Annotated in this window: 21 protein-coding genes; 18 read left to right on the forward strand and 3 right to left on the reverse strand. The window is 68.9% G+C overall.

Annotation, left to right across the window (positions count from 1 at the left end; translation table 11 throughout):
* Positions 1-104 precede the first annotated feature (104 nt).
* From GBZ48_RS23725 to GBZ48_RS23810, 18 genes are all read left to right on the forward strand, one after another.
* Entirely contained in the window at positions 105-1,532 is a 1,428-nt protein-coding gene (locus GBZ48_RS23725) for an ABC transporter substrate-binding protein (RefSeq protein WP_246307418.1), read from the forward strand.
* Positions 1,529-4,048: an ATP-binding protein gene (locus tag GBZ48_RS23730; RefSeq protein WP_343049638.1), complete on the forward strand. Its 2,520-nt coding sequence runs from the start codon at positions 1,529-1,531 to the stop codon at positions 4,046-4,048. The genes GBZ48_RS23725 and GBZ48_RS23730 overlap by 4 nt, the downstream gene beginning before the upstream one ends.
* 11 nt (positions 4,049-4,059) lie before the next feature.
* A complete protein-coding gene (locus GBZ48_RS23735) occupies positions 4,060-5,415 on the forward strand; it encodes a sigma-54-dependent transcriptional regulator (RefSeq protein ID WP_174473271.1) in 1,356 nt (451 codons plus the stop codon).
* Between the two features lie 166 nt (positions 5,416-5,581).
* A complete protein-coding gene (locus tag GBZ48_RS23740; protein ID WP_174473272.1) occupies positions 5,582-6,949 on the forward strand; it encodes an extracellular solute-binding protein in 1,368 nt (455 codons plus the stop codon).
* Between the two features lie 73 nt (positions 6,950-7,022).
* Positions 7,023-8,735 (forward strand): ABC transporter permease, encoded by a 1,713-nt coding sequence (locus tag GBZ48_RS23745; protein WP_174473273.1) that lies wholly within the window; start codon positions 7,023-7,025, stop codon positions 8,733-8,735.
* A gap of 14 nt (positions 8,736-8,749) precedes the next feature.
* On the forward strand, positions 8,750-9,871 hold the full coding sequence (locus GBZ48_RS23750) for an ABC transporter ATP-binding protein (protein ID WP_174473274.1): 1,122 nt from the start codon (positions 8,750-8,752) through the stop codon (positions 9,869-9,871).
* A gap of 12 nt (positions 9,872-9,883) precedes the next feature.
* Positions 9,884-10,567, forward strand: coding sequence for a phosphoglycolate phosphatase (gene gph, locus GBZ48_RS23755; RefSeq protein WP_174473275.1), 684 nt, complete (start codon positions 9,884-9,886; stop codon positions 10,565-10,567).
* Positions 10,561-11,088, forward strand: a complete 528-nt coding sequence (locus tag GBZ48_RS23760; RefSeq protein WP_174473276.1) for a histidine phosphatase family protein — start codon at positions 10,561-10,563, stop codon at positions 11,086-11,088. Before gph ends, GBZ48_RS23760 begins: the two co-directional genes overlap by 7 nt.
* Positions 11,089-11,361: 273 nt before the next feature.
* Positions 11,362-12,531, forward strand: coding sequence for a transporter substrate-binding domain-containing protein (locus tag GBZ48_RS23765; protein WP_174473277.1), 1,170 nt, complete (start codon positions 11,362-11,364; stop codon positions 12,529-12,531).
* 22 nt (positions 12,532-12,553) lie between these two features.
* Complete coding sequence (locus GBZ48_RS23770) at positions 12,554-13,159, forward strand: ANTAR domain-containing response regulator (protein WP_174473278.1); 606 nt, start codon at positions 12,554-12,556, stop codon at positions 13,157-13,159.
* Positions 13,160-13,699: 540 nt separating this feature from the next.
* On the forward strand, positions 13,700-14,947 hold the full coding sequence (locus GBZ48_RS23775) for a transporter substrate-binding protein (protein WP_174473279.1): 1,248 nt from the start codon (positions 13,700-13,702) through the stop codon (positions 14,945-14,947).
* A gap of 55 nt (positions 14,948-15,002) precedes the next feature.
* Positions 15,003-15,872: an urea ABC transporter permease subunit UrtB gene (urtB, locus tag GBZ48_RS23780; RefSeq protein ID WP_109046886.1), complete on the forward strand. Its 870-nt coding sequence runs from the start codon at positions 15,003-15,005 to the stop codon at positions 15,870-15,872.
* Between the two features lie 14 nt (positions 15,873-15,886).
* Positions 15,887-17,131, forward strand: a complete 1,245-nt coding sequence (gene urtC / locus GBZ48_RS23785) for an urea ABC transporter permease subunit UrtC (RefSeq protein ID WP_209798291.1) — start codon at positions 15,887-15,889, stop codon at positions 17,129-17,131.
* A gap of 14 nt (positions 17,132-17,145) precedes the next feature.
* Positions 17,146-17,895, forward strand: coding sequence for an urea ABC transporter ATP-binding protein UrtD (gene urtD / locus GBZ48_RS23790; protein ID WP_174473280.1), 750 nt, complete (start codon positions 17,146-17,148; stop codon positions 17,893-17,895).
* Positions 17,888-18,583: an urea ABC transporter ATP-binding subunit UrtE gene (gene urtE, locus GBZ48_RS23795; RefSeq protein ID WP_174473281.1), complete on the forward strand. Its 696-nt coding sequence runs from the start codon at positions 17,888-17,890 to the stop codon at positions 18,581-18,583. The genes urtD and urtE overlap by 8 nt, the downstream gene beginning before the upstream one ends.
* Positions 18,584-18,695: 112 nt before the next feature.
* Positions 18,696-19,736 (forward strand): aliphatic amidase, encoded by a 1,041-nt coding sequence (locus GBZ48_RS23800; protein WP_174473282.1) that lies wholly within the window; start codon positions 18,696-18,698, stop codon positions 19,734-19,736.
* Positions 19,737-19,818: 82 nt separating this feature from the next.
* A complete protein-coding gene (locus GBZ48_RS23805) occupies positions 19,819-20,619 on the forward strand; it encodes a CbbQ/NirQ/NorQ/GpvN family protein (protein WP_098737881.1) in 801 nt (266 codons plus the stop codon).
* Positions 20,620-20,661: 42 nt separating this feature from the next.
* Positions 20,662-22,428 carry a nitric oxide reductase activation protein NorD gene (locus GBZ48_RS23810; protein WP_174473283.1) on the forward strand — a complete coding sequence of 589 codons (1,767 nt, stop codon included), beginning with the start codon at positions 20,662-20,664 and terminating at the stop codon, positions 22,426-22,428.
* On the opposite strand, the gene GBZ48_RS23815 is transcribed toward GBZ48_RS23810, so the two are convergent.
* The 3 genes from GBZ48_RS23815 to GBZ48_RS23825 form a co-directional block, all read right to left on the reverse strand.
* Complete coding sequence (locus tag GBZ48_RS23815) at positions 22,407-23,585, reverse strand: ABC transporter permease (protein WP_246307419.1); 1,179 nt, start codon at positions 23,583-23,585, stop codon at positions 22,407-22,409. The genes GBZ48_RS23810 and GBZ48_RS23815 overlap by 22 nt on opposite strands.
* A complete protein-coding gene (locus GBZ48_RS23820) occupies positions 23,582-24,808 on the reverse strand; it encodes an ABC transporter permease (RefSeq protein ID WP_174473284.1) in 1,227 nt (408 codons plus the stop codon). The genes GBZ48_RS23815 and GBZ48_RS23820 overlap by 4 nt, the downstream gene beginning before the upstream one ends.
* Before the next feature lies 1 nt (position 24,809).
* A partial coding sequence (locus tag GBZ48_RS23825) for an HlyD family secretion protein (protein WP_174473285.1) occupies positions 24,810-25,790 on the reverse strand: 981 nt, incomplete at its 5' end.

The following is a 25,790-nucleotide window of genomic DNA, read 5'->3' on the forward strand; positions in this document are numbered from 1 at the left end:
GACTCCGGGATCGGCGGCACCGGCAGGAATTTTGCTGGCTATCGAAACAATACTGCCGCATGCAAGCTGTCCCGAATCCAGAGTCGTTGGTGGTGGACGCAAGCATGGTCGGTCGTCTTGGCGTTTGGGTGGTGCGCACGCTGGCGGGCATGGCCCTGCTGCTGCCGGGTGCCGGGGCTTCCGGCCAGGAGCTGCCGGGCGGGGCGGAGGCGATCACCGTCCTGACCTCTTTTCCAGCCGCCTTCTACGAGCCGGTGCGCGACGCGTTCGAGCAGGCTTATCCCGACCGGCGCCTGTATGTGATCAACACCAAGACGACCGCGGCGATCACCCAGTTGCAGGATCGCGTGGCGAAGGACGTCGACATCTTCTGGGCCTCGGCCCCCGATGCCTTCGAGGTGCTGAAGGCCGCTAGGCTGCTGGCGCCCGTTTCGCCGAGTCCGACCGGCGCCCCGGCGACCGTCGGCAACCAGCCCATCGACGACCCCGACGGCCTGTATCTCGGCTTCGCGCTGTCGGGATACGGGCTGATCTGGGACCAGTCCTATCTGGACCGGCACGGCATAGCCGCCCCGCGCCGCTGGGAGGATCTGCGCCGGCCCGGCTATGCCCGGCATCTCGGCATCACCTCGCCGTCGCGCTCCGGCACCATGCATCTGATGGTGGAGACGGTGCTGCAACTCCATGGCTGGGAGCGCGGCTGGGCGACATGGCTGGAGATCGCCGGCAATCTGGCGACCGTGACGGCACGCAGCTATGGCGTGGTGGAGGGTGTCGGCAAGGGGCGCTTCGGCATCGGGCTGGCCATCGATTTCCTGGGGCAGGGGACGAGGCAGGAGTCCGGGCCGCGCGAGGGCGGGGAGCAGGGAGACACCACACCGGACAACGGCAGTCTGCGCTTTGCCTATCCGGCCGACGGCGTGTTCCTGCCGGCCAGCGTGGCGATCCTGCGCACCGCCCCCAATCCGGCCGGAGCGAACCTGTTCATCGATTTCCTGCTGTCGCCGGCCGGGCAGGCCCTGATGCTGCGCCCCGACATCGGGCGCCTGCCGGTCCGTCCCGACGCCTACGCCGCGGCACCCGCCGGCTATCCGCTCCCATACGCGCGGGAGACCGGCGACGACCTGTTCCTCTTCGACCGCGCTTTGTCCGGCCGCCGCTATGAGCTGGTCAATCTGCTGTTCGACGAGTTGATCACCTTCCGCGTGAAGACGCTCAACCGCGTCTGGCACCTGATCCATCAGGGCGAGAGCCGTCTCGCGGCCACGCCCGATCCGACTGCGCGCGACCTGCTGCGCACGGCCCGCGAGGCGGCGACGGCGGTTCCGGTCGATGCCGCCCAGGCCATCGACCCGGCCTTCTCCACCGCCCTGCGCCGGCCGGCGCGCGGCATGCCGGTGTCCGCCCGGCAGGGCGAGCTGGAGGAGGAATGGCGCGCCTTTTCGCAGGACCGGCTGGAAACGGCGCTATCGGCAGCGGAACGCGCGCTGGTGATCCTGCGCGCGGCGGCCGGCGAAGGGGTCTGGCCGTGAGCGCGCTGGCGACGCCCTCCGGCAACCTGGCAGCAGGCCCGGGGAATGGCCTGGGCAGGCTGCGCTTCGGCATCCGGGTCCGGCTGTTCCTGGCCTTCGTTGCAGTGGCCACCTTGTCGGTGGTGGCCTGCGCGCTCGGCTGGCTGTCCTACGACCGGCTGGGCGGCACGCTGGACGAGTTCGCCGAAAGCCACCTGCCGGCCCTGGGCGTCGCCGCCAAGCTGGCGGAGGAGGGCGGCGCCATCATCGCCACCGCGCCGATCCTGGCCGGCAGCCGGACCGAGGACGAGATGGACGCGATCCGTGACGCGCTCGGCCGCCGCCTGACCACCCTGAGGGCGCTGACCGGCGCCATCGAAGGCGGCGTTCCCGGCCTGCGCCCGGTGGTGGACTCGCTCGGCCGCAATCTGGCGGAGCTGGACGGCACGGTGCGCCAAAGGCTGGCGCTCGCCCGCCGGAACCAGGAGGCCATCGAACGGCTGCGCTGGCTGCATGCCGATTTCCTCGACGAGATCGATCCGCTGGTCGCCGACGCCCGCTTCAACATCCAGAGCGCGCTCGCCTCGGTGGAGAGCGGCAGGCCGTCGGCCGATGCCGTCCGCATCCTGCGCGAGGAGAACCGGCGCAGCGAGGCGCTGTTGCAGATCGGCGCCAACGGCAACCTCGCGGTCGGGCTGGTCGCGCGGGCGGCGACGCTCGCCACGGCGGAGCTGCTCGACGACAATGCCGGCTTCCTGGACGAGACCGCCGACCGGCTGCAACGCGACCTGACGGCGCTGGCCGGCTGGGCGGACGGCGTCTCGCTGCGGCAGCTGGTGGGCCAGCTTCTCGACCTCGCGCGCGGGGCGGACGGCAGCGTGCCGGCGCTGCGCCGGGAGGAGCTGGAGACGGCGGCGCACGGACAGTCCCTGCTGGCGGAGAACCGCGACATCGTCGCCCGGCTGAACGGGCTGATCGCCCGGCAGGTCCAGGCGGTGGAGCAGGATTCCCGCGCCGCCGCCGCCCGCTCCGCCGGGGCGGTGGCGTTCGGCCGCTCCGCCCTGCTGGCGAGTGCGCTGGTCAGCCTGCTGGTGGCGGTGCTGGTGGCCTGGCTCTACGTCAACCGCAACCTGATCTCCCGGCTGACCCGGCTGGGCGATGCCGCCCGCGCCATCGCCGCCGGCGACCTCAAGGCCGACATTCCGCTCGGCGGCGGCGACGAGCTGGCGGACATGGCGGCGGCCCTGCTGGTCTTCCGCGACACCGCCATCGCGGTGGAGGAGGCGAACGCCCAGGCGATCATCGACAATGCCCAGGCCGGGCTGGCGATCACCGACGCGCAGGGCGTGATCGAATTCGTCAACCCGCTCGCCGCCGCGCTGATCGCGCCGCCACCCGGCGGCAGGGCCCGTAAAGGCGAGGGCGAGGGGGAAGCCGGGCGCCTCGCCGACCGGCTGGATGCGGAGGGCGCCGCCCGCGTAGCGGCCTTCTTCGCCCAGGTGCCACACGCCCAGATGCCCGCCGGTGCCGGCGGTCCGGCGCCCACCCTGTCCATCCTGGCGACCGGGCGCCGTCCGGACGGCGGCGCGGTTCCGGTGCAGGTCGGCGTCCGTCCCTTCTGGCGGCGCCAGCGGCAGCGCTTCATCGTCACCCTCACCGACATGACCGAGCGGCTGGAGGCCCAGCATGTGCTGGAGCGCACGGTGCAGGAGCGCACCACCGACCTGCGCGCCACCAACGACCGGCTGGAGCGTGCCATCGCCGAACACCAGCGCACCGAGCGCGAGCTGCGCGAGGCGCAGGCGGAGCTGGTGCAGGCCGGCAAGCTGGCGGCGCTCGGCCAGCTCGCCGCCGGGGTCGGGCACGAGCTGAACCAGCCGCTCGCCGCCATCCGGTCCTACGCCCACAACGGGCGCAAGCTGATCGGGCTGGGCCGGGTGGAGGAGGCCGAGGGCAATCTCGGCAAGATCGCCGACCTGACGGCCCGCATGGCCAACATCACCAACCATCTGAAGCGCTTCGCCCGCCGTCCCGACAGCCGGCTGGGTGCCGTGGAGCTGGCGCCGGTGATCCAGGGTGCTTTGTCGCTGTTCGGCAACCGCCTGCGCGAGGAGGCGGTCGCGGTCGAGCTGGCGCTGCCGGACGCCGATCCCGCCTCCGGCACGCCCTTGCGGGTCCGCGCCGAGGAGGTGCGGCTGGAGCAGGTGCTGGTCAATCTGCTGAGCAATGCGCTGGACGCCGTGGCCGGCGCGCCGGTGCGCCGCATCCTGATCCGCGCCGGGATTGTCGATGAGGGGGAAGACGGGGAGGAGGGCGGCGCCGTCCGCATCGAGGTGCGCGACAGCGGGTCCGGCATCGCCGCCGATCCGGTCGCCCAGATCTTCGATCCCTTCTTCACCACCAAGCCGGTGGGGACGGGGCTGGGTCTCGGCCTGTCGATCTCCTACAACATCGTCCGCGACTTCGGCGGCGTGCTGTCGGTGGCCGAGAGCGGCCCCGATGGAACGGCCTTCGTCCTCACCCTGACCCGTGCGTGAAAGTCCTGCTCATGACCGTCCTGCTGATCGACGACGATGCGGAAGTGCTCGATTCCAGCCGCCAGACGCTGGAGCTGGAGGGCTTCGCCGTCGAGGCGGTGACGGAGCCGGAGGCGGGGCTGGCCCGGCTCGGCGCCTCCTGGCCCGGCGTGGTGGTGACCGACGTGCGCATGCCGGGGATGGACGGCTTCGCCCTGCTGGAGCGGGTGCGCGCCGCGGATGCCGAGGTGCCGGTGGTGCTGGTCACCGGCCATGGCGACATCGCCATGGCGATGCGCGCGGTCCGCGAGGGTGCTTACGACTTCATCGAGAAACCGGCCGAGCCCGACCATCTGGTCGAGGTGGTGCGGCGCGCCCTTGCCCATCGCGGGCTGGTGCTGGAGAACCGCCGCCTGCGGGCGCAGCTGGCGGAAGGCGGGCCGGAGGGGCGGATCATCGGCCGTTCGCCGGCCATCGAGCATCTGCGGGCCGCGGTGGCGAACCTCGCCGACGCCGAGGTCGACGTGCTGCTGTTCGGCGAGACCGGGACGGGGAAGGAGCTGGTCGCGCGCAGCCTGCACGAGGGCGGGCGGCGGCGCGCCGGCAATTTCGTGGCGCTGAACTGCGGCGCCATGCCCGACACCATCATCGAGAGCGAGCTGTTCGGCCATGAGCCGGGTGCCTTCACTGGGGCGCAGGCGCGGCGCATCGGCAAGCTGGAATATGCGGCGGGCGGCACCCTGTTCCTCGACGAGATCGAGAGCATGCCGATGCATCTCCAGGTCAAGCTGCTGCGCGTGCTGCAGGAGCGGGCGATCGAGCGGATCGGCGGCAACCGGACGATCCCGCTCGATCTGCGGGTGGTGGCGGCGACCAAGGTGGATTTGCTGCGGCTGGCGGCGGAGGGGAAGTTCCGCGAGGATCTCTATTACCGCCTGAACGTCGTCACCGTGCCGCTGCCGCCCTTGCGCGAACGGCGCGGCGACGTGGCGCTGCTGTTCCGCCATTTCCTCGACGCGGCTCTGGCGCGGTCGCGCCGGAACCCGCCGCCGCTCGATCCCGTCCTGCTGGCGCGCCTCGCCGCCCATGGCTGGCCCGGCAATGTCCGCGAGCTGCGCAACGTCGCCGAGCGGGTGGCGCTCGGGCTGGGCGACGGGCTGGCACCGGTCGGCGTCACCGCCGCAACCGCCGGCATGGCCGGATCGGCGGAGATCGAGCCGCTGGCCGACCGGCTCGACCGCGTCGAGAAGCAGCTGATCGAGGACGCGCTGGCCCGCTGCGGCGGCCGGGTCGGCGAGACGGCGGAGCGGCTGGGGATCACCCGCAAGACCCTGTACCTGAAGATGCGCCACCACGGGCTGAGCCGGGACGATTTCGCGGAGGAGTGAAAAAGCGGGGGGCCGTGGATGTTCCCCGCATTACCCAGGAAAGCCGGGCGATGTTCCCGTCCTGACCCATCGATGCGGTGCGAAGCCAGAGCATGCAAGGGCTGACCGTCTGGCATGCCGATTGCTGAAGGAGCGAGCATAAGACATCAAGGGAGGGACAACACCCATGCTTCGCACCTCGCGCACCGTCACCCGCAGCCTGCGCAACGCCGCCGCCGCCCTGGCCGTCCTGCTGCTGTCCGGCACCGCCGCTTTCGCGCAGGACGCCAGCGGCAAGCTGGTCATCGTCACCTCCTTCCCCAAGGACATGACGACCGCCTTCCAGCAGGCCTACCAGAAGGCGAACCCCAAGGTCACGGTCGAGATCCTGAACCGCAACACCAACGCGGGCGTGAAGTATCTCCAGGAAACCGCGTCCAACAACGGCGTCGACCTGTTCTGGGCGTCGGCCCCCGACGCCTTCGAGGTGCTGAAGGGCGCCGGGCTGCTCCAGCCCTACAAGCCCAAGGTGGAAGGGATTCCCGAGAAGGTCGGCGCCTATCCGGTCAACGATCCCGAGGGCATGTATGCCGGCTTCGCCGCGTCCGGCTACGGCATCATGTGGAACAGCCGCTACATGAAGGCCAACGACCTGCCGATCCCCAAGGAATGGGCCGACCTGACCAAGCCGGCCTATTACGACCATGTCGCGATCTCCGCCCCGTCGCGCTCCGGCACGACGCACCTGACCATCGAGACGATCCTCCAGGGCGAGGGCTGGGAAAAGGGCTGGCGCACCAACAAGGAGATGGCCGGCAACTACCGCACCATCACCGAGCGCAGCTTCGGCGTGCCGGACGGGGTGAATTCCGGCGCCTTCGGCGTCGGCATCGTCATCGACTTCTTCGCGTTGTCGTCGCAGGCTTCGGGCTTCCCGGTGGAGTTCGTCTATCCGACCGTCACCACCATCGTCCCGGCCAATGTCGGCGTCGTGAAGAACGCCCCCAACAAGGCCGCCGCCGAGGGCTTCGTCGATTTCCTGCTGTCGCCCAAGGGGCAGGAGGTCCTGCTGGAACCGGCGATCCGCCGCCTGCCGGTCAACCCGGTCACCTACGAGAAGGCCCCCGCCGGCTATCCCAACCCGTTCAAGGACAAGTCGCTGGGCGCCCAGGTGAACTTCGACGTCAACGTCTCGCAGGCCCGTTACAATGTGGTGGACGCGCTGTTCGACCAGCTCGTCACCTTCCAGCTCGACGACCTCAAGGCGGCGACCCAGGCCATCCACAAGGCCGAGGCGGCGCTCGCCAAGAAGCCGAACGACAAGGCCAAGGCCCTGCTGGGCGAGGCGCGCGACCTCGTCGCCGCCATGCCGGTGACGGCGGAGCAGGCCGCCGACCCGCAGCTGGCCGGCGCCTTCACGGTGGAGCGCAAGTCGGCCAAGGACGCGGTGCCGGAGCGTCAGGCGCAGGTCGAGCAGAAGTGGGCCGCCTTCGCCAAGGAGAACTACGCCAACGCCCGCAAGAAGGCCGACGAGGCGGCTGCCCTGGCGCGTTGACGGGCCGGCGCGCCGTGCATGGGGGACGCGCCGGTCGCGTCCCCTCCTTTCTCCTCAGCCGACAGGCCTTTCCATGACGTCACTTGCGCTCACGCGCGACCGCATCGCGCGCGTGCGGCCGGGGCCGGCGCTGGCCGCGCTGCTGATCGCCGCATTCCTGCTGCTGTTCCTTGTCGTTCCGGTGGTCCAGGTCATCTTCGTCGCCTTCCAGGACAAGACGACCGGCGCCTTCACCCTGGTGAACTTCGCCGACTTCTTCCAGAACGACCTGTTCATGCGGTCGTTCTGGAACTCTTTCTACGTCTCGGCGATGTCGGTGGTGGTGGCGAGCCTGCTGGCGCTGCCGCTTGCCTACCTGACCACACGCTTCGAGTTCCGCGGCTCGGTGCTGATCCAGAGCCTGGGCATCATTCCGCTGATCATGCCGCCCTTCATCGGCGCGGTGGCGATGCAGCTGCTGTTCGGGCGCAACGGCTCGGTCAACCTGCTGCTGCGCGACCATTTCGGCTTCTCGATCCCCTTCATGGAGGGGCTGAACGGCGTCATCTTCGTCCAGAGCATCCATTATTTCCCCTTCATCCTGATCAACCTGTCGGCCAGCCTGAAGAACATCGACCGGGCGATGGAGGAATCGGCGCAGAATCTCGGCTGCCACGGCTTCCGCCTGTTCCGCCGCATCGTCTTCCCGTTGGCGATGCCGGGCTATGTCGCCGGCGCCTCGCTGGTCTTCATCAAGGTGTTCGACGATCTCGGCACGCCGCTGCTGCTGAACGTCAACGACATGCTGGCGCCGCAGGCCTACCTGCGCATCTCCTCCATCGGCATCGCCGACCCGATGGGCTACGTCATCTCGGTCGTGCTGATCGCCTGCTCGCTGCTGGCGCTGTGGGTGTCGGCGCTGGCGATGCGCGGCAAGGACTACGCCACCGTGCAGCGCGGCGGCGGCGGTCTGGCCAAGCGGCGCCTGAAGCCGCTGGAGATGGTGGCGGCCTACGGCATCGTGCTGCTGATTCTGGTGCTGGTGCTGGCGCCGCATGTCGGGCTCGGCCTCCTGTCCTTCGCCACTATCTGGTCCTTCAGCCCGCTGCCCGACGCCTTCACGCTGAAGCACTACCACACCGTCTTCTCCGAGAGCGGGCAGTACATCACCAACACGCTGCTCTACGCCTCGCTGGCGGCGCTGCTCGACGTGGTGATCGGCACGGCCATCGCCTATCTGGTCCTGCGCACCAAGCTGCCGGGCCGGCAATGGCTGGACTACATCGCGATGGCGGCGCTGGCGGTGCCGGGCGTCGTGCTGGGCATCGGCTATCTGCGCAGCTTCTACGGCGTGCCGATGCCCTTCACCGGCCAGCCGCTGTCCAACTTCTGGCTGATCCTGGTCTTCGCGCTGGCGATCCGCCGTCTGCCCTACGCGCTGCGCGCCTGCACCGCCGCCCTGCAGCAGGTCAGCTCCTCGCTGGAGGAGGCGGCCGAGAATCTCGGCGCCACCAAGCTGCGCACCGTCGGGCGCATCGTCGTGCCGCTGATGTCCGGCGGCATCCTGGCCGGCTTCGTCACCAGCTTCGCCACCGCGGCGGTCGAGCTGTCGGCGACCATCATGCTGGTGCATTCGCAGAGCGACGCGCCGCTGGCCTACGGCCTCTACGTCTACATGCAGTCGGCGGCCGGGCGCGGTCCGGGGGCGGCGCTGGGCATCTTCGCTGTGATCATCGTCGGGCTTGGCACCTACCTGTCGCACGTCGTCATCGAGCGCGGCCGCCGCGACCGCGGCCAGGACCACTGAGGGAAACCATCGTCATGAACCACCAGTTTTCCCCGGCAGCGCTCGCCGCGCAAATCCAGAGCGTCGGCGTCGACATCGAGGGCGTCAACCTGTCCTACGGCAGCAACCATGTGCTGAAGGACGTCAACCTTGCCATCAAGCCGGGCGAGTTCTTCGCCTTCCTCGGCCCCTCGGGCTGCGGCAAGACCACGCTGCTGCGGCTGATCGCCGGCTTCAACACCGCCCAGCGCGGCGAGGTCCGCATCGGCGGGCGCGACATCTCCGGCCTGCCGCCGCACCGGCGCGACGTCGGCATGGTGTTCCAGAGCTACGCGCTGTGGCCGCACATGACCGTGCGCCGCAACGTCGCCTTTGGGCTGGAGGAGCGCCGCGTTCCCCGCGCCGAGATCGAGCGGCGGGTGGACGCCGCCCTCGAACTGGTCGGGCTGAAGCATCTGGCCGACCGCCGCCCCTCGCAGCTGTCGGGCGGCCAGCAACAGCGCGTCGCGCTGGCGCGCACCGTGGTGGTCGAGCCGAAGATCCTGCTGCTCGACGAGCCGCTGTCGAACCTCGACGCCAAGCTGCGCGTGCAGATGCGCCAGGAACTGCTGAGCCTCCAGCGCAAGCTCGGCCTGACCACCATCTTCGTCACCCACGACCAGGAGGAGGCCAACACCATCTGCGACCGCATCGCGGTGATGGAGGACGGGCGGGTGCAGCAGGTCGGCACCCCGCAGGATCTCTACGACCATCCGGCGAACCTGTTCGTCGCCGGCTTCCTCGGCACCGCCAACGTGCTGGACGGCACGGTTCGGGACGACGGAGCCGGGGGCCGCGCCTTCGTCGGCAGCGGCTTCACCCCGGTGGCGCTGCCGGCGGTGGAGGCGGGAACTGGAACCGGCGGCAAGCTGATGTTCCGGCCGCAGAACCTCGCCATCCGCGCCGACGGCCAGCCCCCGGCGCCCGGACACTCCCGGCTGACCGGCACCGTCCGCCACCGCGAGTTCCTCGGCGCGTCGATCCGCTATGCGGTGGATGTCGGCGGACAGCTGGTTCAGGTGGACGCGCCGCATCAGGCGGGCGATGCTCTGCTCCCCCCGGATGCCCCGATCATCCTCGACCTCGCGGCCGACAAGGCCCGCTTCCTTCGCCAGTAAGGTGCCGCAATCGTGACCGATACCGTGAACAGCTCCCCCATCCGCGCCGTCGCCTTCGACCTCGACGGCACGCTGGTGGACAGCGTCGCCGACCTGATGCATGCCTCCAACGCCCTGCTCGCCGAGCTGGGGCGCCCGCCGGTCGATCTGGCGGCGGTGCGCTCCTTCGTCGGCGATGGAGCGCCCAAGCTGGTCGAGCGGGTGCTGGCCGCCACCGGCGGGGTTCCGGCTCCGGACGAGGCCGCCCGCTGCGTCAAGCGCTTCCTGGCGATCTACGAGGCCGACCCCAGCGCCCACAGCACGCTCTACCCCGGCGTCGCCGAAACGCTGGGCCGGCTGGCGGAGGCCGGGTTGCGGCTCGGCGTCTGCACCAACAAGCCGATGGCGGCCACCCTGCGGCTGCTCGACGATCTGGGCATCGCCGGCCGTTTCGCCGCGGTGGTCGGCGGCGACAGCTACCCGTCCCGCAAGCCGTCGCCGGAGCCGGTGCTGGGGCTGCTGGAGCGGCTGGGGGTCGCACCGGCGCAAACCGTCTTCGTCGGCGACAACGAGCATGACGTGGCGGCCGCCCGCGCCGCCGGGGTGGCGCGGGTGCTTGTGGTTCCCTACGGCTATGCCCGCGTCCCGCTCGACGGCCTGCCGCATGACGGCATCCTCGGCGGCTTCGCCGAACTGGCGGAGCGGCTGTCATGCTGAGGTCGGTGATCTTCTGCCGGCACGGCGAAACCGAGAGCAACCTCGGCGGCTGGCTCGCCGGCTCGAAGGACGTGGCGCTGACCGAGCGGGGCCGGGCGCAGGCGCGGGAGGCCGCCGCCAGCCTGATCGCCGGGGGACAGTCGGTGACTGCGGTCCACAGCAGCCCGCAGCGCCGGGCCCTGGAGACGGCGGGCATCCTGGCGGAGGCGCTGGGCGTTCCGGTGATCCCGGTGGCCGGGCTGGAGGAGCGGCGCTGGGGCGATCTCGAAGGCGGCGCCATCCCGGCCGACCTGCTGCGGGAGGAGGTGCCGAACGGAGAAAGCCTGACCGGCTTCCGCGCCCGCGTCACCGCGGCGCTCGACGGGCTGCCGGTGCCCGGCGACGGCGGCCCGCTGCTGATCGTCGCCCATGCCGGCACCTGGCCGGTGCTCTGCCGCTGGATGGGGGTCGAGTCCGACCTGCTGTGGCCGCCCAATGCCTCGCCCGTCACCCTGACGCGCGAGGGGGTGGCGGCCCTGTGAGCGGCCCTTTGAGCGGATGCCGGGCAAAACAGGAGTCGCCAAGCAATCCGTCCTTGTCATAGTATGAATGCACATATCTGTCCGACGTCACGCCAGGGGGCCGCAGCTGGGTTTCAGCGGGTCCCGACGTGATGGATCGGGCCGGAGCAATGGCGCTCCAATCCGGGCCGACCGCCCTGATTGGGGCTTTTTTTGTTTTATTTTCAACCGGATCGCCACCGGTTGGCCTGGGTGCGGATTGCGGCTGCGAGCGTGACGAAGAGGTGGATGCAGATGGATTGTACCCCCAAGAACGGTGAACCGTGGAGAGTCGGCGTGCTGTTCTCGCAGACCGGGGTCACGGCGGGAATCGAACGCACCCAGCTCCAGGGCACGCTGATGGCGATCGAGGAGATCAATGCCGGAGGCGGGGTCAACGGCCGGGAGATCCTGCCGGTCGTCCGGGACCCGCAATCCGATCCGGCGCTGTTCGCGGTTCTCGCCGAACGGCTGATGACCGAAGAGCGGGTCAGCGTCCTGTTCGGCTGCTATATGTCGAGCACGCGCAAGGCGATCCTGCCGGTGGTGGAGCGGCGCAACGGGCTGCTGCTCTATTCGACCCTCTATGAGGGGTTCGAATGCTCGCGCAACGTCATCTACACCGGGGCCGCCCCCAACCAGAACGGCCGGCAGCTGGCCGACTATCTGACGCGGGAATATGGCAGCCGCGTCTACATGGTGGGGTCGGACTACATCTATCCCTATGAATCCAGCCGGATCATGCGGGAACTGGTGCTCCAGCGGTCGGGCAAGATCCTCGCCGAAAAGTACCTGCCGCTGAATGCGACGCAGAAGGCTTTCGCCCCGGTCATCCGCGACATCCGGCGCAAGCAGCCGGACTTCATCTTCTCCACGGTGGTCGGCGCCGCCACCGCCCACCTCTACCACGCCTATGCCGAGGCCGGGTTCGATCCGGCGCGGATGCCGATTGCCAGCCTGACCACCAGCGAGGCGGAAATCAGCGACATCGGCGTCGCCGCCTCGCGCGGGCATGTCACCGCCGCCCCCTATTTCGATTCCATCGACAGCGAGGCGAACCGCCGCTTCGTCGCCCGCTACCGCGAGCGGTTCGGGGAGCAGGAGCGGACCAACGCGTCGTGCGAGGCCGCCTATTTCCAGGTCCATCTGTTCGCCCAGGCCCTGCGCATCGCCAACTGCATGGACACCGACCGGCTGCGCGACGCCATCTTCGGCCAGGAGTTCGATGCGCCCCAGGGGCGGGTGCGGATCGATCCTGACAACAACCACACCTACCTGTGGCCGCGCGTCGGCCGGGTCGATGCGGATGGCCGGTTCGAGATCGTCGCGGACTCGCCGGAGGCGGTGAAGCCCGATCCGTATCTGGTCGATCACAACGCTGCCGACGAGGCGGACATCCGCTGGCGGCGGCAGGCCACGGTCTGACTGCAAACGGGGCGAACGCCGCATGTCGATCAACCTGCTCCGCGATATCCGCTCCTTTCGCGTGGTGGTCATCCACCCGCAGGACGCCGAGGCGGAGGAGCTGCTGCGCCAACTCCACCGCATCGGCTGCCAGGCCCGGTCCGAATGGCCGCCGCCCAAGGACCGCCCCAGCGGTGTCGACCTGATCTTCCTCGACATGACCCAGCTGCTGTCGGGACAGGGACGGCTGTCCTGGTCCACCGCCGACGACGGGCCGCCCATCGTCGCCGTGCTCGACTATGAGAGCCCGACCGTGCTGAAGGCCCTGGTCGATTACGGGGTGCGCGGCTTCGTCAGCAAGCCGATCCGCGCCTTCGGCCTGCTGACCACCATGTTCATGGCCCACCGCGCCGCGGAGGGCGAGCGCGGCATGCGCAAGCGCCTGCACAAGGTCGAGCAGCGGCTGGACGGCATCAAGAAGGTGAGCAAGGCCAAGGCGATCCTGATCGAGCAGCGGCGGATCACCGAGGAGGAGGCCTACCGCTTCATCCGCGAACGCGCCATGGCCCGGCGGACGACCATCGAGGCGGTCGCCGCCGCCATCATCGACGCCAGCGAAATGCTCATGGCCGAAAATCCGAGCCGCTGACCATTTTTGATGTTGACGGTGAGGCGGCGCACTGTGCATCTTACTAAGCACGTGAAGCAAATCGCCCGCGTCCGCCAATGATGTCGGATCGACGGGCAGGCGATGAAGCCCCTGAAGGTGTGACAGCCTTGCCGGGGCTTTTTTTGTGCTTGAACCTGACGTACCGACGCGCACTCCGGCACCACAGATGCGAGGGACGCCGATGGATAGGTTTGTGCAGGGATAAGTTCGACTATCAACCCTCTGCTGATTGACGCGACGAATGCTTTGTCGCGCAGCGGCCTTTTTTGCCCGGCGCCTCACTCATTGGGCGCTGGAAAGAACAATACTGCATGATCGACGCCACCATTCGTTGAGTATTTTAAAATCAGCTGACACGACTTGAGACCGCACCGGGCACACCCCCGCCGATGACGCCGGGATTTGTGCCGAGGCAATGAAGCCCCAGCAGGCCGCCGGCCTGGGTGGGGCTTTTTTTGTGCGCTCTCCTGCCCGTGCCGAAGAACCAGCAAAAGCAGGCAAACGAGGAGGAAACGCGTCATGACCTTCACACGGCGTAATTTTCTGAAATCGACGGCCGTCGCCGGGGTGGCCGGATCGGTCGGCTTTCCGCACATCTGGATCAAGGACAGCGGCGTCGCCTGGGCGGCGAACGGCGAGATCAAGGTCGGCGTCCTCTTCTCGCTGACCGGCACCACCGCGGTCGTCGAGAAGTCGATGCACAACGCCACCCTGATGGCCATCGATGAGATCAACGCCGCCGGCGGCATCAACGGGATGAAGCTCACCGCGGTCGTCGAGGATCCGGCCTCCGACCCCGCCACCTTCGCCGACAAGGCCAACAAGCTGGTGCTGAACGACAAGTGCGTCAGCGTCTTCGGCTCCTACACCTCCGCATCGCGCAAGGCGGTGCTGCCGGTCTTCGAAAAGCGCAAGAACCTCTACTGGTATCCGACGCTCTACGAGGGCCGCGAGTGCTCGAAGAACGTCATGTACACCGGGGCGGTGCCCAACCAGCAGCAGAAGGACTTCATCCCCTGGCTGGTCAAGAATTTCGGCAAGAAGTTCTACCTGATCGGCTCCAACTACATCTATCCCAAGGAAGAGAACAACGTCTGCAAGATCCTGCTGAAGGAGCTGGGCGGCGAGGTGGTCGGCGAGGAGTATGTGCCGCTCGGCCATTCTGAATTCGGCTCGGTGCTGAACAAGTTCCGCGAGACCAAGCCGGACGTGATCTTCTCAACCGTGGTCGGCGACAGCGTGATCGCGCTGCACAAGCAGTACAAGGCGGCGGGGTTCAGCCCGGACAAAATGCCGATGGCGAGCCTGACCACGTCGGAGGTCGAGATCGCGGCGATGGGCGGCGAGTATGCCGCCGGCCACTTCACCTCCGCGCCCTACTTCATGGGCCACCAGTCCAAGGAGAACGAGGTCTTCGTCGAGAATTACCGGAAGCGCTTCGGCAAGGAGTCGGTGACGCACTTCGTGTCGGAGGCGGCCTATTTCCAGATGCACCTGTTCCGCAAGGCGGTGGAGAAAATCGGCAAGGGCGACATCACTCCCATCGCCGTCCGCGATGCCACGGCGGGGCTGGAGATCATGGCGCCGCAGGGCAAGGTGAAGGTCGATGGCGACAATTTGCACTGCTACCTGTGGCCGAAGATCGGCCAGGCCCAGGCCGACGGCCAGTTCAAGGTCATCCAGCAATCGTCGGATTGGGTGAAGCCGGAACCCTACTGGGCCTATCCGGGCCAGAGCTGCACCAAGGACGGCCTGAAGGGCGCGTGAGCAATGAACGGCCAGGGGAGGGCGTCGCCCGACGCCCTCCCCGTCGGAGGGGCTTATGGATATTTTCTTCGGTCAACTCTTCACCGGGCTCAGCATCGCCTCGATCCTGCTGCTGGTGGCGCTCGGGCTTGCGATCATCTACGGCGCGATGGGCGTCATCAACCTTGCCCATGGCGAGTTCGTCATGCTGGGCGCCTACGGCACCTGGTTCCTCCAGTCGCAGTTCGGCCTGCCGCTGATCCCCTGCCTGCTGCTGGTGTTCTTCATGGTGGCGGCGGCCGGCTGGGTGGTCGAGAGCACGGTGGTCCGCTTCCTCTACCACCGGCCGCTCGACACCATCCTGGCGACCTGGGGCATCGGCATCATGCTGCAACAGGCGGTGCGCCTGTCCGCCGGGGCCGAGCTGCGCTATGTCCAGACGCCGGAGTTCCTGTCCGGCAGCATCGACATCGCCGGGGTCGGCATCCCCAGCTACCGCCTGTTCATCCTGGCGCTGACCGCCGCCCTGCTGGCGCTGACCTGGTTCGTCATCCAGCGCACCGAGTTCGGCATGAAGCTGCGCGCCGTCACCCAGAACCGCGAGATGGCGAGTTGCTACGGCATCAACAGCGCCAGGGTCTACAGCCTGACCTTCGCCTTCGGCTCCGGCCTTGCCGGGCTGGCCGGGGCGCTGGTGGCGCCGATCAAGAGCGTGGCGCCGGACATGGGCACCAACTTCGTGGTCGATGCCTTCATGGTGGTGGTGGTCGGCGGCGTCGGCAGCCTGATCGGCACGGTGGTCAGTTCCGGCCTGCTCGGCAGCGGCACCGCCGGCATCGCCTTTCTGCTGAACGACACGCTGGCCAAGGCGCTGGTCTTCCTGGCGGTGGTGGTCCTGGTCCGCTTCCGTCCGCAGGGCCTGTTCGTCGACCAGCGGCGCCGGTGAGGAGGGCCAAGGCCATGACCAGCGTCCAGTTCCCCGACGACCAGCCCGCCACCATCCGTCAAACCGATCTTCAAAGCCGGGCCGGTTCCCCGGTCAGTCCCGTCGCCCGGAGCCCGCTCATGTCGAAATCGACTCTGTCGCGCAGCAAGCCCTACGCCCAGCTCGCCGCCTATCTGCTGTTCTGCGCCGTCATCCTGGCGGTTCCCAGCATCGTCACCGACGCCTTCCTGCTGAACAAGTTTGCCCGCTATCTGGCGCTCGGCCTCGCCGCCGCCGCGCTGGCGCTCAGCTGGGGCTATGCCGGCATCCTCAACCTGGGGCAGGGGGTCAGCTTCGGCATCGGCGCCTATGCCATCGCCATGCATCTGAAGCTGAAGACCAGCCCGGTCCACACCGGGTCGGCCGGGCTGCCGGACTTCATGGTGTGGAACAACCTCGATCACCTGCCCTGGTTCTGGCAGCCCTTCCATTCCAGCCTGTTCGCGGTGGCGGCCGGCATCCTGGCTCCGGTGGTGGTGGCGCTGCTGCTGGGATCCTTCATGTTCCGGGCCCGGATCGCCGGGGTCTATGTCGCCATCATCACGCTCGCCATGCTGGCGGTGGTCAATCTGCTGTTCATCGACCAGCAGGCCTACACCGGCGGCTTCAACGGAATCACCGATCTGGCGTGGCTGGAGGCCGGCAGCGTCACCTTCGATCCCTACAGCCCGGCCTTCTACTATCTGTCCGCCGGGGCGCTGTCGCTGTGCCTGCTGCTCGGCCTCGCCTTCACCCGCAGCAAGGCCGGGCTGATCCTCCAGGCCATCCGCAACGACGCCGACCGGGTGCGCTTCTTCGGCTACGACGTTGCCGCCTACCAGTCGCTCGCCTTCGCGGTGTCGGCCGGCATGGCCGGGCTGGCCGGCATGCTCTACGCCATGGTGCTGGAATTCGCCTCGCCCACCTTCATGGGGGTGCCGCTCAGCCTGTCGATGGTGATCTGGGCGGCGGTCGGCGGGCGCGGGTCGCTGCTGGGGGCCGCCATCGGCGCCATCCTGGTCAACTTCATGCAGGGCAGCCTGTCCGAGAGCTTCCTCGACACCTGGCAGCTGATCCTCGGCGGCATGTTCATCCTGGTCGTGGTCTTCCTGCCCAACGGCTTGTCGAGCCTGATCGGCATCCTGTCGGACCGCCTGACCCGCCCGGCCGGTCCCAAGGCGGATGCCGTCCTTGCAGACGCCCTTTCCGATGCGCCGCATGCCGGCCGCACGCCGAGCTGAAGGAGACGATCCTCATGGCCTATCTCGAACTCCACGGGCTGGAAGTCAGCTTCGACGGCTTCAAGGCGGTCAACGGCCTGGATCTGGCGGTCGAGCGCGGGGAGCTGCGCTGCCTGCTGGGCGCCAACGGGGCCGGCAAGTCCACCACCCTGGACCTGATCTGCGGGCGCACCCAGCCGACCGGCGGGCGCATCCTGCTCGACGGGCAGGACATCACCCGGGCGCCGGAATACCGGCGCGCCCGCCACGGGGTGGGGCGCAAGTTCCAGGTGCCCAGCGTGTTCAAGGAACTGACGGTGCGCGAAAATCTGGAGGTGGCGCAGTCCCGGCACCCCGGCCCGGCCCGGACGATCCGCCTGTTCCCCGGCCTCCGCCTCGACCGGCGCATCGCCGAGGTGCTGGAGATCGTCGAGCTGGCCGACGAGCTGGACACCAGGGCCGCCTTCCTGTCGCACGGCCAGACGCAATGGCTGGAGATCGCCATGCTCCTGGTCCAGGACAGCGCCCTGATCCTGATGGACGAGCCGACCGCCGGCATGACCATCCAGGAGACCGGCAAGACCTCGCGCATCTTCCAGCGGCTGCGCGGCCGGCACACGCTGATCGTGGTCGAGCACGACATGGGCTTCGTCCGCGAGATCGCCGAGACCATCACCGTGCTGCACCAGGGCAGGCGCCTTTCCGAAGGATCGATCCGGCAGGTGGAGAACGATCCCAAGGTGCGCGAGGCCTATCTTGGAAGCGGGGGCATCTCCCATGCTTGACATGACCGACGTCTATTCCTTCTACGGCAGCAGCCCGGTGTTGCAGAATGTCAGCTTCGCGGTGCCCAGGGGCAGCCTGCTCAGCGTGCTGGGCCGCAACGGGGTGGGGAAGACCACGCTGATGCGGACCGTCATGGGGCTGACCGACCGGGTCACCGGCCGGATTGGGCTGGGCGGCAGCGACATCCGGAGCGAGCCGACCCACCGCCGCGCCGGTCTCGGCATCGGCTATGTCCCGCAGGGGCGCGGCATCGTCGGCAAATTCACCATCAGTGAGAACATCCTGATGGGCAGCTTCGCCCGTCCGGACGGCAAGCGCGAGATCCCGCCCCTGGTGTTCGAGATGTTTCCCTATCTGCGGGACAACCTGAACCGGAAGGGCGGCGACCTGTCCGGCGGACAGCAGCAGCAGCTGGCGATCGCGCGGGCGCTGGCGGCGAAACCGCAGGTCCTGCTGCTGGACGAGCCGACCGAGGGCATCCAGCCCAACATCGTCGAGCAGATCCAAAACGTGATCATGACCCTGAACCGCCAGTACGGCATCACTGTCGTGCTGGTCGAACAGAATGTGAGGTTCGCCCGGCAGGCCTCCGACCTTTTCCTGATGCTCGACAAGGGGCGCGTCGCCGCCCACGGGCCGACGGAGAGCCTGACCGACGATCTGGTGCACCGGCACATGGCGGTCTAGGCGCCGTCCGGGCCGCATCTCCAACCCTGAAACAAGGGGTTCGCCGTCCAGCCTCGCGCCGGGTCGGAACGCCCCCTCCTTATCGATCCACAGACCAGAAAGGGAATGCACCATGTTGCACGGCGATATTTCCAGCAGCAAGGACACCGTCGGCGTCGCGGTCGTGAACTACAAGATGCCGCGCCTGCACACCAAGGCCGAAGTCCTCGACAACGCCCGCAAAATCGCGGAGATGGTCCAGGGCATGAAGATCGGCCTGCCGGGCATGGATCTGGTGATCTTCCCAGAATATTCGACCCACGGGATCATGTACGATTCCAAGGAGATGTACGAGACCGCCTCGTCGGTCCCCGGTGACGAGACCGCGATTTTCGCTGACGCCTGCCGCAAGGCCAGGGTCTGGGGCGTCTTCTCCCTGACCGGCGAGCGGCATGAGGAACACCCGCACAAGGCGCCCTACAACACGCTGATCCTGATGAACGACAAGGGCGAGATCGTCCAGAAATACCGCAAGATCATGCCGTGGGTGCCCATCGAGGGCTGGTATCCCGGCAACTGCACCTTCGTCACCGAAGGGCCGAAGGGGCTGAAGATCAGCCTGATCATCTGCGACGACGGCAATTATCCGGAGATCTGGCGCGACTGTGCCATGAAGGGCGCCGAACTGATCGTCCGCTGCCAGGGCTACATGTATCCGGCCAAGGAACAGCAGGTCATCATGTCCAAGGCGATGGCCTGGGCCAACAACACCTATGTCGCGGTGGCGAACGCCGCCGGCTTCGACGGGGTCTATTCCTATTTCGGCCATTCCGCCATCATCGGCTTCGACGGCCGGACGCTGGGCGAGTGCGGCACCGAGGAGAACGGCATCCAGTACGCCCAGCTCTCCACCTCGCTGATCCGCGACGCGCGCAAGAACATGCAGTCGCAGAACCACCTCTTCAAGTTGGTCCACCGCGGCTACACCGGCAAGATCAACTCCGGCGAGGATTCGAAGGGCGAGGCAGCCTGCGCCTACAGCTTCTACCATGACTGGGTCAACGATCCGGAAGGCACCCGTGCGCGGGTCGAGGCGATGACCCGCGGCACCGTCGGCACCGAGGAATGCCCCATCGACGGCATCCCCAACCCGGAAACCGCCCTGCATCGCTGAAGCACCCGGAGATATGCGGCGGGGGTCGGGAGACGCCCGCCGCCTTTCTGCGGAGCGAAATCAACAACAAGGAGACGCGCCGATGGCGCTGGATGCACACCGGATTCCGGAGGAGCCCTATTACCGGCCGGTCGCCGGGGAGGTGGCGCTGTTCGAGGCCGCCTATGCGGCGCGCATGCCGATGATGCTGAAGGGCCCCACCGGCTGCGGCAAGACCCGCTTCATCGAGCACATGGCATGGCGTCTCGGCCGGCCGCTGGTGACGGTGGCCTGCCACGAGGACATGACCGCGTCGGATCTGGTCGGGCGCTTCCTGCTCGATCCCGGCGGCACGGTCTGGCACGACGGGCCACTGACCCAGGCGGTGCGGCATGGCGCGATCTGCTATCTCGACGAGATCGTCGAGGCCCGCCAGGACACCACCGTCGTCATCCACCCGCTGACCGACGCCCGCCGTATCCTGCCGCTGGAGAAGCGCAACGAGCTGGTCCAGGCCCATCCGGACTTCCAGCTGGTGATCTCCTACAACCCCGGCTACCAGAGCGTCCTGAAGGATCTGAAGGAATCGACCAAGCAGCGCTTCGCCGCCATCGAGTTCGGCTATCCGGACGCGGCGGTGGAGGCGGAGATCGTCGCCCATGAATCGGGCGTCGCCGCCGGCACCGCGGCCCTGCTGGTCCGCATCGCCGCAAGCTCGCGCAACCTGAAGGGCCATGGGCTTCAGGAGGGGGTGTCCACCCGCATGCTGATCCATGCCGGCCGGCTGGCGGCGCAGGGGATCGCGCTGGAGACCGCCTGCCGGATCGCGCTGGTGCTGCCGATCACCGACGACGCCGACGTGCGGGACGCCTTCTCCGCCGCCGTGTCGGCGGCGATTGCCTGACCCCTCCCTGTCCGGGGAGAGGACGAGAGGACTGGAGACCGAATGCCGGACGACCAATCGCGCCAGTTTCCCGCTGGCCAAATTCCCGCCGACACCGCCTTTTCCTCCGTCGAGCGCCGGCTGGTCGCCTATCTGGTCGCGCTGTGGCGGTTGCGGGTGCCGATCCGCCATGCCAGGCCGGATGCGGCTGGCAACCCGCCACGGCGGGTCAGCCTGTCGGACGGACTGATCTGGATGCCCGGAAGCTTCCGCGGCGTCGATGGCCGCCGCTCCGGCGCGCTGTTCCGCGCCGCCCTGGTCCATGCCGGGGCGCATCTGCGCTTCACCGGTCCGCGCTTCCCGGCCGCCGGGTTGAAGCCGTTGCAGCTGGCGCTCGTCTCGCTGATCGAGGATGCCCGGGTCGAGCAACTGGCGATGCGCGAGCATCCCGGCCTGCTCCGGGTCTGGCGGTCCTTCCACGTCGCCGGGCCGGACGGCGCCGGGACCGCGCCCGCCCTGATGGCGCGGCTGGCCCGTGCGCTGATCGACCCCGACTATCGCGACGACGATGCCTGGGTCGCCAAGGGCAGGCGGCTGTTCTTCGAGGCGGAGGGCGAGTGGGACAGCCCGGCGCTCAGCCGGCGGATCGGCGGGCTGCTGGGCAACGATCTCGGCCAGATGCGGGTGCAGTTCAATTCCAAGGACTATGTCGTCGAGCCGGCCTACCGCGACGACAACCTCGGCCTGTGGGACCATGGCGAGGCGCCGCCGACCCCGCCCAGCGACGCCGAGACCGTGTTCGAAGCCTTCCGCACCGAACAGCAGGAACGCGACCACGGCCGGCCCGACGAGCAGTTGGGGGAGGGGGCCACCCCGGCGCGGCTGTCCGCCACCGATGTGCCCGCCCGCGCGGTGGGGGAGGAGGAGATCACCGCCCCGCCGTGGCACTATCCGGAATGGGACTACCGCGTCGGCATCGACCGGCCCGACTGGGTGGTGCTGAACGAACGGCGGACCGAGCTTGGCGACCCCGCCGACATCGCCCGCATCGTCGAGCGTCATCGCACGACCGCCGACCGGCTGACCGCGCTGGTCCGCTCGGCCAAGGTCAGCCGGCCGGTGCGGCTGCGCCGCCGGCCGGAGGGCGACCGCATGGATCTGGACGCCTGCATCGATGCGATGGTCAGCCACCGCCGCGGCGAGGCTCCCGATCCGCGGGTGCATGAGGTGCTTGTCCGCCGCAACCGCGACCTGTCGGTCCTGCTGCTGCTCGATGTCTCCGCCTCGACCGGCGATCCGGTTGCCGGAGGCGGGCGCAGCGTGCTGTCGGTGGAGCGAGAGGCCGCGACGCTGTTCGCCCAGGCGCTGGACGGGCTGGGCGATCCCTTCGCCATCCATGCCTTCCGCTCCAACGGGCGGCGGGATGTCAGCTATTACAGGATCAAGGGGTTCCAGCAGCCCTACGACGATGCGGCCAGGGCGCGGCTGGCCGGACTGAAGGCCGGTCTGTCCACCCGGCTCGGCACCGCGCTGCGCCATGCCGGCCGGCTGCTGGACCGGCAGGCGACCCATCGCCGGCTGCTGCTGGTGGTGACCGACGGCGAGCCGTCGGACATCGACGTCGCCGACCGCCGCTATCTGCTGGACGATGCCCGCCGCGCCGTGCTGGGGCTGGCGGCGCGGGGGATCGACTGCTTCGTGATCGGGCTCGATCCCCAGGGCCGCGAGTACCTGACCCGGATGTTCGGAGCGCGCAACGTCATGGTGATCGACCGCGCCGAAAAGCTGCCGGAGGTGCTGCCGACCTTCTATCTGCGCCTGTCGACATGACCGAGCCGAGGGGCGGGGGCTCCACGCCGGGCTGCGAGCGCAACGGCAATCGCGCCATAGAGTCCGGCCAGGGTCCACAAGGTCAGGAAGGGTTCGGCCACCTCGGAGAGGGACGCCCCGAGCTGGGCCGTGCGGACAAGCCCGTCGATTGCCGATGTGCTGGGCAGCAGCCGGGCGATCAGCCGGACCGCGTCCGGCATCGCCTCCTGCGGCCAGGCAAAGCCCGCCAGGAAGAAGACGGGCAATCCGACCGCCGCGGTGGCGAGCTGCACCGCGAGCGGGGTGCGGAAGACCGCCGAGGCGATCAGGCCCAGGCCGCTGACGGCGAGGACGAACGGCAGCGCGAAGAGGAGAATTGTCGCGGGCGAGCCCAGGCGCGGGATGCCGTACAGGTAGGGCAGGGCGATCAGGTAGAAGGGCAGGATCAGGGCCTCGGGCACCAGATAGGCCATGTATTTGCCGGTGACCGTCGCCAGCGGCCCCGCCCTCGGCTGGTCGGGGCCAGGGTCGGGGATGGTGCCGAGCAGGCCGGTTCCGATCAGCAAAAGCTGTTGCAGGATCAGGACGAAGGCCGCCGGCAGCAGATAGGTCGCATAGCCTCCCTGCGGATTGAACAGCGGCACCGCCGTCAGCGGCATCGGGTCGACGACGGCACCGGCCAGTGCCGGATCGACGCCGGCAGCGACCAGCCGCGCGCTTTCGACCTCCGCCCCCAGCGTCCTTGCCACCGCCGAGACGGCCCCGGCAATCCGCTGATAGATCAGGAAATAGCTGGCGTCCGCATAGAGAGCGACCGGGGAGGGCCGCCCATGCAGCAGGTCGCGCTCGAAATTCAGGGGGATCAGCAGGATGCCCGACACTGTGCGTTCATAGACGGCGCGCTGGGCGCTGGGGAGGTCGGGCAGCACCAGGGCGACACTGACGTCGGAGGTCGCGTCGAGCCGGCGGACCATCTCCCGGCTGCTGCTGGTCCCGTCGCGGTCCACCACCACGATGGGGACGTTGCGCAGCGCCTCGTTGAGGTAGGGCTGTGGATAGAACGCGGCATAGATCGCCGCCCCGAGGATGAACACGGCAAAGACCGGCCGCACGGTGAAAATGCGGCGGAGTTCGTGCCGGAACACGGCGAAGACCGCTCTCATGGCGACCACCCTCATGACGCATTCCCGCCGTGAACCGCCATGCTGTGCCCGCTGCCGGCTCGCCGACGCCGGGCGCGCAGCCCCTCCAGCCGCCATGCGGTCAGCCCGGCCAGCCCGATCACGAAAGCGGCGAGGACCAGCACCGGAGGCCAGGACAGGTCGGACGGTGTGCCGCGGACGGTCTGGTCGATCCGTGCCGTCAGGTACCAGGTTCCCGGCAGCAGCGCCCCATAGCCCTGGGCGAAACCACCCATGCCGAGGCGCGGAAAGCCGATGCCCATGAAGCCGAAGGCCGGCGCGGTCAGCAGCGTCCCGATGCTGACCGCCATGGCGGTGGAGCGCAGGAGCAGCGCCAGCAGGACGCCGAGCAGCTGGCAGGCCAGCAGGAACAGGATGCCCGCGAGGAGCAGGATGCCCCGCTGGCCGCGCAACGGCAGGTCCAGCACGCCGAACAGGACGGAGTCGGCGATGCCCAGAACCATCAGGGACAGGATCGTGTACGGAAGCACCTTCCCCGCCATCGCCGGCCACAGCCCGCCGCCGAGCCGACGCAGGATCGCCAGACGGTGCCGCGTCTCGACATCCAGCCCGACCGAGTAGGCGGACGCCACCACCACCACGACCTGAAGCAGGCTGGGCAACAGGGCCGCCAGCAGGAAATGGGTGTAGTTCATGGTGGGATTGAACAGGCCATGGACCTGCACCGGGATCGGCGCCAGCGAGGCCTGGGCGGCATCCGTCGGCTGGCCCTGGGCCGTGCGCAGCGACAGGCGGATGCCGGCCGCCACCGTCGGGACGGCATTGTTGACCCCGCGGAGGACGAGGTTGCCGGTGGTCAGCGTCTGGGTGTTGTAGAAGAACACGATTTCCGGCCGCCGGGCGGCCTTCACGTCCCGCTCCAGGTCGCGCGGGATCATCAGCAGCCCGTGGACGGCGCCGGACAGGATCAGCCGGCGCCCTTCGGCAAGGTCGGCGACGCGCTGCGCCACCGCGGCATCGGGCGTGGCGTCCACGGTGCGAACGATGGCGCGCGACAGGTCGGAGCCATCGAGGTCGAGTACGGCGACCGGCAGGCGGGTGGCGAGACCGGCGCTGAAAATCGCCGTCAGCAGCCCCATCAGGCCAAGCGGCAGAAGGGTCACCAGCACCAAGAGACCGGGACGGCGCCGGCGCAGCCAGACCAGTTCACGCCGGAAGACCAGCAGGAAGCCGGGACGCAGCCCGGTGCGGGGCCGCATCTCAATGCCCCTGCCGGACCCAGATGGCGCTCATTCCCGGCCGCAGCCCTTCCACCGGTTCGGCCGGGACGGCCCGGACCTCGAAGGTCCGCAGATCGAAATCGCCGGTGGCGCGGGTCGCCCGCCACGTCGCGTATTGCCCCTGGACGTTGATCGTCGTCACCCGCACCGGGAGCTCCGCCGACTTGAGGGCGGGAACGGTGACCCGGAAGCCGTCGCCGACGGCCAAGCCGGTCAGCAGATCTTCGCGCAGGTTGAAGGTGAACCACGGGTGCGCGATGTCCACCATGGAGAAGAGCGGCGCGCCGGCGCTGAAATTCTCGCCCGGCTCGGCCACCCTGGTGGTGATCTGGCCATCCATCGGCGCGCGGACGACCAGCTCCTCCACATCGACGGACCGCTGGCGGAGTGCGGCCTCCGCCTGCTTGACCTGGGCGGCGGCGAGGGCGCGCTCCTCCGGGCTGGCGCCCGTGACGGCGAGATGCAGGGCGGCCTCTGCCGATTCGCGCTTGCGAACGGCGGCCTCCAGATTGCGCGCCGCCTCGTCGAGCCGGGCCTGCGGGGTGTTGCCCGAGCGGATGAGCTGGGCCTGCCGGCCGTAATTGTCCTGATAGAGGGTGACGTCGGCCTCCGCCGAGGCCAGATCGGCCCGTCTGGCGGTGATGGTCTCGGCCCGCGTGCTGTTGACCCGGTCGAGATCGGCCCTGGCCACGCCGAGCGCCGCCTGGGCGGCGGCCAGCGCCGCCACCAGCTGCGGGCTTTCCAGCTCGACCAGCACGGTCCCGCGCGCCACCCTGTCCCCGGTGTCGGCGGCCAGTCTGGCGACGCGGCCGGAAACGCGGGGGCTGATGTCGACCCGGTCGGCCGACACCTCCCCCTGGACGGTCAGCGGCGGCGGCCGTGTCGCAAACCACAGGGTCGTGCCGAGCGCCGCGATGGCGGCACCCCCGATCATCCAGCGAAGAGCCCTCATTCCGGTCAT

The organism is Azospirillum melinis, from assembly GCF_013340935.1.
Classification (GTDB): domain Bacteria; phylum Pseudomonadota; class Alphaproteobacteria; order Azospirillales; family Azospirillaceae; genus Azospirillum; species Azospirillum melinis.

What these genes read in the sequence shown, in the direction of transcription:
- GBZ48_RS23820 (WP_174473284.1), bottom strand. Translation starts at nt 24,808, where the DNA reads ATGCGGCCCCGCACCGGGCTGCGTCCCGGCTTCCTGCTGGTCTTCCGG.
- GBZ48_RS23815 (WP_246307419.1), bottom strand. Translation starts at nt 23,585, where the DNA reads ATGAGGGTGGTCGCCATGAGAGCGGTCTTCGCCGTGTTCCGGCACGAA.
- GBZ48_RS23725 (WP_246307418.1), top strand. Translation starts at nt 105, where the DNA reads ATGGTCGGTCGTCTTGGCGTTTGGGTGGTGCGCACGCTGGCGGGCATG.
- GBZ48_RS23740 (WP_174473272.1), top strand. Translation starts at nt 5,582, where the DNA reads ATGCTTCGCACCTCGCGCACCGTCACCCGCAGCCTGCGCAACGCCGCC.
- GBZ48_RS23760 (WP_174473276.1), top strand. Translation starts at nt 10,561, where the DNA reads ATGCTGAGGTCGGTGATCTTCTGCCGGCACGGCGAAACCGAGAGCAAC.
- GBZ48_RS23810 (WP_174473283.1), top strand. Translation starts at nt 20,662, where the DNA reads ATGCCGGACGACCAATCGCGCCAGTTTCCCGCTGGCCAAATTCCCGCC.
- urtE (WP_174473281.1), top strand. Translation starts at nt 17,888, where the DNA reads ATGCTTGACATGACCGACGTCTATTCCTTCTACGGCAGCAGCCCGGTG.
- urtC (WP_209798291.1), top strand. Translation starts at nt 15,887, where the DNA reads ATGACCAGCGTCCAGTTCCCCGACGACCAGCCCGCCACCATCCGTCAA.
- GBZ48_RS23735 (WP_174473271.1), top strand. Translation starts at nt 4,060, where the DNA reads ATGACCGTCCTGCTGATCGACGACGATGCGGAAGTGCTCGATTCCAGC.
- urtD (WP_174473280.1), top strand. Translation starts at nt 17,146, where the DNA reads ATGGCCTATCTCGAACTCCACGGGCTGGAAGTCAGCTTCGACGGCTTC.
- GBZ48_RS23775 (WP_174473279.1), top strand. Translation starts at nt 13,700, where the DNA reads ATGACCTTCACACGGCGTAATTTTCTGAAATCGACGGCCGTCGCCGGG.
- GBZ48_RS23765 (WP_174473277.1), top strand. Translation starts at nt 11,362, where the DNA reads ATGGATTGTACCCCCAAGAACGGTGAACCGTGGAGAGTCGGCGTGCTG.
- GBZ48_RS23745 (WP_174473273.1), top strand. Translation starts at nt 7,023, where the DNA reads ATGACGTCACTTGCGCTCACGCGCGACCGCATCGCGCGCGTGCGGCCG.
- GBZ48_RS23800 (WP_174473282.1), top strand. Translation starts at nt 18,696, where the DNA reads ATGTTGCACGGCGATATTTCCAGCAGCAAGGACACCGTCGGCGTCGCG.
- GBZ48_RS23750 (WP_174473274.1), top strand. Translation starts at nt 8,750, where the DNA reads ATGAACCACCAGTTTTCCCCGGCAGCGCTCGCCGCGCAAATCCAGAGC.
- GBZ48_RS23770 (WP_174473278.1), top strand. Translation starts at nt 12,554, where the DNA reads ATGTCGATCAACCTGCTCCGCGATATCCGCTCCTTTCGCGTGGTGGTC.
- urtB (WP_109046886.1), top strand. Translation starts at nt 15,003, where the DNA reads ATGGATATTTTCTTCGGTCAACTCTTCACCGGGCTCAGCATCGCCTCG.
- GBZ48_RS23805 (WP_098737881.1), top strand. Translation starts at nt 19,819, where the DNA reads ATGGCGCTGGATGCACACCGGATTCCGGAGGAGCCCTATTACCGGCCG.